The following is an 8373-nucleotide window of genomic DNA, read 5'->3' on the forward strand; positions in this document are numbered from 1 at the left end:
TCGAGCACCGATTGTCGGCGGCCTGTTGTACAGTCCGGTGCACCGGCTGAGCGCCAGCCGATCCGGAGTCTCCGCCAGGCCCACGCCGCGCGGGGACCGCGATGGAAAAGACGTCCCAGACTCAGCGCCCTTCTCTCTCATCTGGCATGCGAGCCGTCGGTGAGGAGCGCGTGGGCCGCCCCTCGCCAGAGACGAGACACCATGCCCAGCGACACCCGAGCCCTGACCCGCGCCGCCCGCACCCGCGCGAAGACTGAGGACATCCCCTACACCGCCGCCCGGGAGACCGAGCTGGCCATCCGCGAGCGGATGGACGCCGACGGGGAGTCCTACGAGGAGGCGGAGGCCTTCGTCACCGACCCCGGCAACCAGTTGCTGTGCGAGAAGTGCGGCTGGACCGTGGGCATGGTCTGCCCCGAGTGCCCCGGGTGCGGCTGCTACAACCACTCCTGCACGGGCTGGCGGCACCGGGAGTACATGCACCCGGACGAGCGCGCCGAGCTGGAGGCGGCCGAGGCCGAGTGTCCCGAGTGCGGTGGCGACACCCGCACCGGCTACGACTGCACCTGCGACCGATGACCGGCCCGTACGTTCCGGACCCGATCCCGGTCGCCGCGCGCGGCCTGGCCGTCTTCCCCCTGCCCGCCGGCGGCAAGGCGCCGGCCCCGCGCGGCTGGGCTCAGGATGCGACCGCCGACACCGGCCGGATCCGCGCCAACTGGCCGCCCGCCGCCAACATCGGGGTGGGCTGCTGGCGGTCCGGCGTGGTGGTGCTGGACCTGGACGTGCCCGGGTCCGGGCACCGCACCCGCGTACGCGGAGCCGACAGCCTCGCCGCCGCATGTGCCGCCCGTGGCGAGCCGTGGCCCGACACCTTCACCGTCGGCACGCCGTCCGGCGGAAGCCACCTGTACTTCACCGCGCCAGCGGGCGTGGTCATCGGGTCCACCTCGGGCGGCACGACCCCGCTCGGCGAAGGGGTCGACACCCGCGGCCCCGGCCGAGGCGGACGTGGCGGCTACGTCGTCGGGCCCGGCTCGCTCGTCGACGGCCGCGCCTACGAGGTCACCCGGGACGCGGCGATCGCGCCGCTCCCGGACTGGATCAGCGCCGTCCTGGCCCTGCCCGTCGACCCCGACCCGATCAACCTCGCGCTGATCGGGGCCATGGCCGGAGTGGGCCGGGCCGCCGTCGCCAACTGGCGGCGCCGCCATCCCGACTTCCCCGCCCCGACCGGCGGAACCGACACCAGCCCCACGTTCGAGCTGGCGGCGGTCCGCGCCTGGCTCACCGCGTACCACCTGCCCGGCGGGAACACCGAGGTCGCCACGGACTGACCCGCGATCCCATTGCACCGGCTCCGCGTCGCCTACGGCGCGGGGCCGACCGCTGTTCGGACCCGGTGCGCCCCGTCCGGAGCGTCTGCGGGTTGCGGTGAGGTGAAGTTGGACATCGCCGGTTCCCGCGCGCCCTACGGTGAACGCCATGTCTTCTTCGGTTCCTCCCGCCCCGACGGCCGCGTCGATCTCGGCCGCGCTTGCCGCGCTGGGCGCCTATGCCAAACCGCCCACCGACACCGAGCTCGCCGCCCAGGCCGAAGCCGCTGGTGGCGAGCACGTCCTGGCCGCCGTCTTGGCCAACGCACTGTACGGCGCCGCGATCGGCGCGGGGATGCTCGCCGAGGGGCACATGCTCGCCAAGGGCGCCGGTGCCAGGGAGATGACCCTGGCCCGCAACCAGGTGATCAAAGCTTCCGGCGCGGCCGGCCCCGGCGTGACCGGCATGCTGCACTGGCAGGCCTCCCAGATCGCCGAGCCGCTGAGGGCCTGGACGCGCAAGGCAGACCTCGGGCCGACCGGGAACGCGGCCGCTGACATCGCCTGGGCGCTGGTCATCCTGCTGCAGGCCACGACCGTCACCGACCCGGGCGACCCGCGCTTCGCCACCCTAGGCCAGAACATCACCGAGACCATCGACTACCTCAACACCGCCGTCGCCCGGCTGACCTCCCTCAAGGACGCCGCTGGCGACCTGGCAGCCATGCTCGCCGCCTTCGGCCACCACGGCACCGAGTAGCCCTCTAAGCCGCGTCCACGTCCCTTGCGCTGCGATGCCAGCGCGTTCATTCGCGCTGGTGTCGGCGGTGCGGCCCGTAGTAGTCGCGGAGGATGATCAGGGCGCACGCGGCCGCCTCGCCGAAGAGGATCGATATCGCGTCCGCGGTGCGGTGGGCGTACAGCAGCACGCCGATCAGCGCGGACATCACCATGAACGGCCAGGCCACCGAGGCGCGGAACCTCCGCATGCTGGCTTCGACGATCGGTGCCGCGGCGTCGGCGATGAATTGCTCGACGCTCTTCTTCGAGCTGGGGGTTTGGATCCAGGACGTGAGGACTTGCAGGCCGGCGTCTTGGAGGGCCTCGTAGGCGTGTTGGCGGGTTTCTTCGTCGGCGTCGGGGATTTCGAGGATGAGCCTGCCCTTCATCCCGACATGGTGGCCTCTGGGGTCGCTGGTGTGAAGGGGGTCAGAAGTCCGGTTCTTCGATGCGGCGGGGGACCTGGCGGTAGTTCTCGCCGGGGACGGGCTCGAGGTCGGCGGCGCGCATCCAGACGTCGACCCCACGCCAGAGGACGTATTCGCGGGTGAGCCATGCGACGTGGGCGTGCCAGGTGCCGCGTTTGTCGCGCGCCCAGGCGAGGAGGAAGACGTGCCGGCCGGTTGCGCGGATGCGCACGACGGGAGCGTGCGTCTCCTGAGCCTTCACGGTTCGAACAGAGTAACGACGAAGCCCCGCCCGGTGATGGGCGGGGCTTTCGTTCCCCCACGTGGGTGGGGAGAGCGGCGCTTCTCCTTGGAGATAGCCCGCTGGCGCCGGTTCACCCCACTGGTGTGGGGATCCCCGCCGGAGCGGGGCCGACTGTCCGCCGGAGAACAGCTACGGATCATCCCCGCATGCGCGGGGAGCACGTGAAGCAGGGTAGCGCCCGGCGGCATGGTGGCAGTCCGGTGGCAGGATCCGGCCATCCCAGGGATTTCCGATACCGCTTATCCCGTGAGTGTGCTTGAATAAGCGGTATCGGAAATCGAGTGATGGAGCCACCGATGGGCGACGTGAAGATCGAGACCACCGAAGGCCGCACCTACCTGACCAGCCCCTACAACCCCGCCGTGCCCGCGAAAGCCAAGGCCATCGGCGGCCGGTGGGACGGCGGGCGCAAGGCGTGGCACTTCGATGCTCGCGACGAAGACCGCGTCGCCGCCCTCGCCCGCGAGATCTACGGCACCGACGGACGCGCCCCCGAAGGCGACCTCGTCACCGTCCGCGTCAAGCTCGTCGACCACGAAGGCAGCAAGTGGGACAACCACGTCGAGTTCGCCGGCCGTCGCATCGCCGAACGCCCCGGCCGCGACATGCCCGTCCGCTTCGCCGCGAACGTCGTCCTCGTCGAAGGCACCCTGCCCAGCTCAGGCGGGTCGATGCGCTACCCGAACATCGACGCTGGCGACGACGCGATCGTGGAAATCCGCGACCTGCCCCGCTCCGCACTGTCCGTCGAAAGCGAAAACTCCTACGAGATCGTCGACCAGGCCGTCGACGTCGATGCGCTTCTGGCCGAGCGTGAGCGGCTCCTCGCCCGTGTCGCTGAGATCGACGCCCTGCTGCCCGAGCCGGAGGGCACCGAGATCACCACCCGCGAGGCCGCCGCCGCGCTCGGCGTCTCGGTCCGCACCGTCCAGCGATGGGCCGCCGCCGGCAAGGTCCAGGCCCACAAGGACGACGCTGGCCGCTGGGTCATCACCATCACCATCTGAGAGGAACGACATGAAGCGCATCGTCATCAGCGAGACCGACGAGTACAGCGGCGAGACCACCGTCGTCGGCCACTTCGACCTCGACAAGGCCGAGAAGTTCGAGGAAGACACCGAGTGGGACGGCAACAACATGGTCAGCGTCCACAACGTCGGCCAGTACGGCCACCAGATGCTGCTCCGCACCGCGGGCGGCCGGTGGATCCTGAACTCCTGGTCCCAATGGGAGGGCTCCAAGGACATCTACGGGTACGTCAGCGACGAGCGCGCCCGCGACTGGCTGATGGTCAACAAGGACTACGACGTCATCGAGAAGTACCTCGGCGAGATCGAGGAAGAGAAGGGCCCCGGCCGCCCCGAGGTCGGCCCGCCCACGAACCTCCGCCTCGGCGAGGACCTGACCGCGAAGGTCGACGCCGCTCGCCATGAGGGCGAGTCCCGCGCCGCCGCGATCCGCCGCCTGCTGACCGAGGCCCTGGCCTGACCCCAGACAGCAGAACGCCCCGCCCTACCGATGCGACGGCACGTCCCGGACAGCACGAAACCGCCCGCCCTCCGGATGGAGAGCGGGCGGCGTTCGCTTGGACACAGACCCTCAAAGGGCGATGAGTAATGCTCCTGAACGGCATCCGAGGAGGAAACCGGTCTGTTGCGACCCCTGCGGGGCGATGACATCGAAGCCTGCGGCCAGCGTACAGAGAAACGCCCCGCCTTACCGGTCCTACCGGCGAGGCGGGGCATTCCCGGGACCCACGGCCGAAGCCGCCCCGGGTGGCAGCGCCAGGCTACCTCCGGAGGTTCCTCCTACACCATGCTCGTGAGCTTGCTAGCTCGCATGGTCGTGAGCATGGTCAGGCGGCGAGGCGGAACAACCCCCGCTTCGGCACCCGCTGGCCGTGTGCGTTGACCGCGGCATGCACCTGTGTGTGCGTGAAGGCCGCGATCAGCGGCGTGGCGATCGCCGCGAGCAGCGCCAGCGCCGTGCTCACCTGCTGATCGGTCAGGTGCAGTCCGAACGCGATGAGGAGGTCGAACGCGGCCTGGGCGAACGCCAGGATCGCGGGCAGCAGCCGATCCTGGGCGACGAGCGCCGCCGTGGCGAGGCCGAACGCGGCCGCGACGATCGCGTTGATCACGCCGACCTGACCGTCGGACAGATGCAGGCCGTACGCGACGAGCACCTGGAGGAACGTGGAGATGGCGCCGGTGATCGCGGCGGCGTACCGCAGGATGAAATTCTGCATGGATGGTCCCCTCATTCGAGGTGGGAAAAGAGGAAGCGCCTACGCGGACGCGCAGGTCACAGGCCCTTCGCGGCGAGCCAGGCCTTCAGATCGCGGGCCACGTTTCGCCGGTCAGCTCGGTGAACGCCTCACCGAGCGCTGCCGCGTCGATCCCTTCCGGGTTGTGGCCCTGCGCGTCGTACCACTCCGGCGTGATGACGACCCAGGCCTCTTCGACGTAGCGATCCCAGAACGCCGGCGTCATCTCCTGCACGCGGCCCCACGTGATGATCCGGTAGTTCCCGTTCGCGGCCCGGCCGACGAGCTGCGGCGGGTCGCCGAGGACGTACCCGAGGTCGATGGCGTGGCCGCCCTCGATCCCGCCGTCGTTCGTCACGACGTCCCACGGCTGCCCGGCGTCGAACTGGTCCATCGCCACGGCGGGGAAGTTGATGCCGAGCTGCAGGTGCCCGAACAGCCACAGCGCCGCGTCAACCTCAGCCGCGTCGTGGATGTCGACCTGCGCGAACGCCAGGATCTTGTGCCCGCCGACACCGGTCCGCCGCCAGTAGTCCAGGGCGTCCTGAATGACGGTGCCCTGGTCGGTGGACGGGTCAGCCGGGTCGAAGCCCGTGACGTCGCTGTAGCCGCGCAGTACGTCGGCCTCGGAGACCTTCACCGTGCGGCCCTGCCCGTACGCGGTGGCCGCCTCGATGGTGTGGCCGATCATCGCCCACACGCAGTCGCCCCACTGGTCGTTGCCGTACATCGGCCACTCATCGACCGCGCTGACGTAGTCGACCTTCGTCGGCGGCTTCGGGTACGTCCCGGTGAGGAACGACCCGAGATGCAGCCGCGGCCGGGCGTCCTCCGGGTGTGGCGGCCGGCGGCCACCGCGGAACGTGATGCTCATCTGGCTCCAGAAATGCGAGAGCCCCGCGCGCTGGCGGGGCCGAGGAGATGGGGGCGGTGGTCAGAGCGAGCCGTACCAGTCGCCGGGGCCTTTCCATATGGCCTCGACGACATTGCGGGTGCGGTGCTCATCGCACAGCGGCTCGAGGAAAGGGAACGACCGGATCTCCGCGAATCCCTTCGTCGGAACGTCGCAGCGGCCATCGCCGACCGGCGCGCGGCACCCAGACCAGTTGGAGGAGCGGCCGTCGAGACGCAGCTCGCCGAGCAGAACCTGCCTCATGTGCGCGTAAGCGTCCTCCGCCGTCTCATGACCGATCCGCTCCCAGGCGGGCGAGTTGTCGCGCTGCTCGGCGGGCGTCTGCATGACTTCCAGCCACGCTTCGTTGCAGCACTCGACGTACCGCCCCACGCGCCGGTTCCCGCCCGCGTAGACGTACTTCCCGGCGCGTGGTCCCTTGTCGAGCTGTTCGACGGTGTGGTGCTGCATCAGCTCATGTCCCAGCCGACCGGCCGAGTGCCGTCGTCGAGGCGCGTGAAGCTCGCGTAGTCGACATCGGAGGCGTTGGTCAGCGACACGACCTGCTTCGGCGAGTGGTCCTTCCCGCCGTCCGCGCTGCCGACCTTCACCGTGCCGGTCTGCCACGACCCGGACGCGTGATGGAACGCGTACCGGATCTCCGCCTGCGGTTCCGCCTTGATGACGTCCGCCAGCTCGAGGGAGTTGTCGTATACGAATCCGGCGGCCTTCGGGAAGCCCTTCGGGAACGAGACGTTGACCTGCTCGCCCTTCCCGGCCGGGATCTGTCCTGCGAACGGCATGTCTTCCTCCTGCTGCTGTGGTTGTCCGAGCGCACGCCAGGCGGCGGCGTCTCCGTTGAACACGTCGCGGTCGATGCCGCCGGTCTCGCTGTACTGATGCAGGGCCCACGTCTTCCACGGGCCCGGCACCCGCGGCCGCCCGGCCGGCCGGGACGGGTCGGCGATCCACAGCGGATAGCCGCCCAGGCCCGCGCACCGGCCCTCCTGCGCGAACGACAGGAACGTGTAGACGATCGGCCGGATCCCGGTCTTCGCCTCCACGCGCTGAAGCCACAGCCGCGCCCACGACGCGTCATGAGGCGGGCTCGGCCCGCGCGTCTCGTGATCCAGGACCAGGACGTCACCGGGCAGCAGACGGCCGGCCACGACGCTCAGGAAGTGGTCGGCTTCGATGACCGGATCGTTGGAGGGGTGCGCGAAGTGGTACGCCCCGCGGAGCTTCCCATCGAGGGATTTCCACCAGGCCGCGAAGCGCGAGTCGTTGATGGTGATGCCCTCGGTGGCCTTCAGGACCACGAAGCCCTGCCCGGCCGGGATCGCGGACTGGTAGCTCGAGATGTCGACGCCGCTCAGCATCAGGCGATCCAGCACGAGTCATCGGCGGCCACCGGGGCCGGGCTGGCAGGCCACGCCGGGTCGCCGAAGCCGAGCACGTCGGAGCGGTTCCTGGTGCGGATCGCGCACTGGCCACCGAGGGTGTTGTACTCGATCGTCTCGATCGTGCCGTCGCCGTTGTCCTGAAGGCAGGCGCCGACGTGCTCCGGGGAGTCCGTGTGGTTGAAGTCGAAGAACACGATCCGGCCGCGCGCCGGCTTGCTCGTCGACCGGCCGATGTCCTGCCAGTGCTTCCACCAGGACGGCACCCACGCCCACTCGCGGTGGACGCCGCCGAGCGTGTCGAGCTGGCCGACCTGGTTGGCGGTCCACAGCAGGCCCATCGCGCAGAAGTCGCCCTTGGCGTACGCGGAGTCGCCGACGAGCTTGCCGAACCAGTCCCCGTACTTCGTGGTGCCGTCGGCGTGCACGCACGGGCCGCGCTCGGCCAGCGCTGCGGCGACGAAGTCTTCCCGAACGCTCACCTGGATCCTCCGATCGTGATGCCGCACCGAGGGAGCACCCCGAGCGGCAGCCGAATGGACACCGCGCCGTCGCAACTGGCAGGCCGGACTGCGGGCGCCGACGTCGATGGGGCGGGTGCCGGCCGTGGGGCCGTGCTCGAGCTGCCGCCGCGGGGCCTTGGGCTCTTCGCCGTACGGCCGCCGTTCCCGCCCGGGGCCGCCCGGCCTGCGGGCGCGGCTGCGACGGCCGCACGCTCCGACGCCGTACGCGACGGCCGTGGTGAAGATGCCGGGGCCGGGGTCGCCTTCGCCGCGGTGGCTGTCACGGTGACCGTCGGCTGCGGGGCAGGCTGAGCGGCTTGGGCGCGCAGCTGGTCGCGTTCGTGGACAACGTCGCCGACCGCCCAGGCGGCCAGGCCGGCGCCGAGGACGATGGCGGTGATGGTGCCGACGATCCCGGCGTCGTGGGCGATCTGTCTGCCGGTCAATGACCTGTTCCCTTCATCGCGCCGAGGATGATCGCGCCGAGGACCGTGGCGACGACTGC

The 8373-nt window shown here is 70.5% G+C and carries 14 protein-coding genes; 7 read left to right on the plus strand and 7 right to left on the minus strand.

The genetic code is table 11. From position 1 onward, the window contains the following. Window positions 1-201 precede the first annotated feature (201 nt). From NE236_RS42050 to NE236_RS42060, 3 genes are all read left to right on the plus strand, one after another. Window positions 202-579, plus strand: a complete 378-nt coding sequence (locus tag NE236_RS42050; RefSeq protein ID WP_252847922.1) for a hypothetical protein — start codon at window positions 202-204, stop codon at window positions 577-579. Then, window positions 576-1337, plus strand: coding sequence for a bifunctional DNA primase/polymerase (locus tag NE236_RS42055; protein ID WP_372494533.1), 762 nt, complete (start codon window positions 576-578; stop codon window positions 1335-1337). The genes NE236_RS42050 and NE236_RS42055 overlap by 4 nt, the downstream gene beginning before the upstream one ends. A 148-nt stretch (window positions 1338-1485) precedes the next feature. Next, window positions 1486-2076, plus strand: a complete 591-nt coding sequence (locus NE236_RS42060) for a DUF6245 family protein (RefSeq protein WP_252847923.1) — start codon at window positions 1486-1488, stop codon at window positions 2074-2076. A 46-nt stretch (window positions 2077-2122) separates the two neighbouring features. Here NE236_RS42060 and NE236_RS42065 read toward each other — a convergent pair whose 3' ends face one another. Further along, window positions 2123-2485, minus strand: a complete 363-nt coding sequence (locus NE236_RS42065) for a hypothetical protein (RefSeq protein ID WP_252847924.1) — start codon at window positions 2483-2485, stop codon at window positions 2123-2125. Between the two features lie 40 nt (window positions 2486-2525). Then, window positions 2526-2735 (minus strand): hypothetical protein, encoded by a 210-nt coding sequence (locus NE236_RS42070; RefSeq protein WP_252847925.1) that lies wholly within the window; start codon window positions 2733-2735, stop codon window positions 2526-2528. A 368-nt stretch (window positions 2736-3103) separates the two neighbouring features. Here NE236_RS42070 and NE236_RS42075 point away from each other — a divergent pair, with 368 nt between their 5' ends. Together NE236_RS42075 and NE236_RS42080 are read left to right on the plus strand one after the other, a co-directional pair. After that, window positions 3104-3814: a helix-turn-helix domain-containing protein gene (locus NE236_RS42075; protein WP_252847926.1), complete on the plus strand. Its 711-nt coding sequence runs from the start codon at window positions 3104-3106 to the stop codon at window positions 3812-3814. Window positions 3815-3824: 10 nt separating this feature from the next. Beyond that, complete coding sequence (locus tag NE236_RS42080) at window positions 3825-4295, plus strand: ribbon-helix-helix domain-containing protein (protein WP_252847927.1); 471 nt, start codon at window positions 3825-3827, stop codon at window positions 4293-4295. Between the two features lie 367 nt (window positions 4296-4662). Here NE236_RS42080 and NE236_RS42085 read toward each other — a convergent pair whose 3' ends face one another. The 5 genes from NE236_RS42085 to NE236_RS42105 form a co-directional block, all read right to left on the minus strand. Further along, window positions 4663-5055: a hypothetical protein gene (locus tag NE236_RS42085; protein WP_252847928.1), complete on the minus strand. Its 393-nt coding sequence runs from the start codon at window positions 5053-5055 to the stop codon at window positions 4663-4665. Window positions 5056-5140: 85 nt separating this feature from the next. Continuing rightward, window positions 5141-5947: a hypothetical protein gene (locus tag NE236_RS42090; protein ID WP_252847929.1), complete on the minus strand. Its 807-nt coding sequence runs from the start codon at window positions 5945-5947 to the stop codon at window positions 5141-5143. Window positions 5948-6007: 60 nt separating this feature from the next. Continuing rightward, window positions 6008-6436 (minus strand): hypothetical protein, encoded by a 429-nt coding sequence (locus tag NE236_RS42095; RefSeq protein ID WP_252847930.1) that lies wholly within the window; start codon window positions 6434-6436, stop codon window positions 6008-6010. Beyond that, a complete protein-coding gene (locus NE236_RS42100; protein WP_252847931.1) occupies window positions 6436-7359 on the minus strand; it encodes a glycoside hydrolase family 25 protein in 924 nt (307 codons plus the stop codon). The genes NE236_RS42095 and NE236_RS42100 overlap by 1 nt, the downstream gene beginning before the upstream one ends. Then, window positions 7344-7847 (minus strand): CHAP domain-containing protein, encoded by a 504-nt coding sequence (locus tag NE236_RS42105; protein ID WP_252847932.1) that lies wholly within the window; start codon window positions 7845-7847, stop codon window positions 7344-7346. The genes NE236_RS42100 and NE236_RS42105 overlap by 16 nt, the downstream gene beginning before the upstream one ends. A gap of 15 nt (window positions 7848-7862) precedes the next feature. On the opposite strand from NE236_RS42105, the gene NE236_RS42110 reads away from it, so the two are divergent. Next, window positions 7863-8180 carry a hypothetical protein gene (locus NE236_RS42110; protein WP_252847933.1) on the plus strand — a complete coding sequence of 106 codons (318 nt, stop codon included), beginning with the start codon at window positions 7863-7865 and terminating at the stop codon, window positions 8178-8180. A gap of 5 nt (window positions 8181-8185) precedes the next feature. Continuing rightward, window positions 8186-8317, plus strand: coding sequence for a hypothetical protein (locus NE236_RS44190; protein ID WP_289851592.1), 132 nt, complete (start codon window positions 8186-8188; stop codon window positions 8315-8317). Window positions 8318-8373: the final 56 nt, after the last annotated feature.

The organism is Actinoallomurus purpureus (genome assembly GCF_024055795.1).
Taxonomy (GTDB): domain Bacteria; phylum Actinomycetota; class Actinomycetes; order Streptosporangiales; family Streptosporangiaceae; genus Actinoallomurus; species Actinoallomurus purpureus.

What these genes read in the sequence shown, in the direction of transcription:
- NE236_RS42050 (WP_252847922.1), top strand. Translation starts at nt 202, where the DNA reads ATGCCCAGCGACACCCGAGCCCTGACCCGCGCCGCCCGCACCCGCGCG.
- NE236_RS42055 (WP_372494533.1), top strand. Translation starts at nt 576, where the DNA reads ATGACCGGCCCGTACGTTCCGGACCCGATCCCGGTCGCCGCGCGCGGC.
- NE236_RS42060 (WP_252847923.1), top strand. Translation starts at nt 1,486, where the DNA reads ATGTCTTCTTCGGTTCCTCCCGCCCCGACGGCCGCGTCGATCTCGGCC.
- NE236_RS42065 (WP_252847924.1), bottom strand. Translation starts at nt 2,485, where the DNA reads ATGAAGGGCAGGCTCATCCTCGAAATCCCCGACGCCGACGAAGAAACC.
- NE236_RS42075 (WP_252847926.1), top strand. Translation starts at nt 3,104, where the DNA reads ATGGGCGACGTGAAGATCGAGACCACCGAAGGCCGCACCTACCTGACC.
- NE236_RS42080 (WP_252847927.1), top strand. Translation starts at nt 3,825, where the DNA reads ATGAAGCGCATCGTCATCAGCGAGACCGACGAGTACAGCGGCGAGACC.
- NE236_RS42085 (WP_252847928.1), bottom strand. Translation starts at nt 5,055, where the DNA reads ATGCAGAATTTCATCCTGCGGTACGCCGCCGCGATCACCGGCGCCATC.
- NE236_RS42090 (WP_252847929.1), bottom strand. Translation starts at nt 5,947, where the DNA reads ATGAGCATCACGTTCCGCGGTGGCCGCCGGCCGCCACACCCGGAGGAC.
- NE236_RS42095 (WP_252847930.1), bottom strand. Translation starts at nt 6,436, where the DNA reads ATGCAGCACCACACCGTCGAACAGCTCGACAAGGGACCACGCGCCGGG.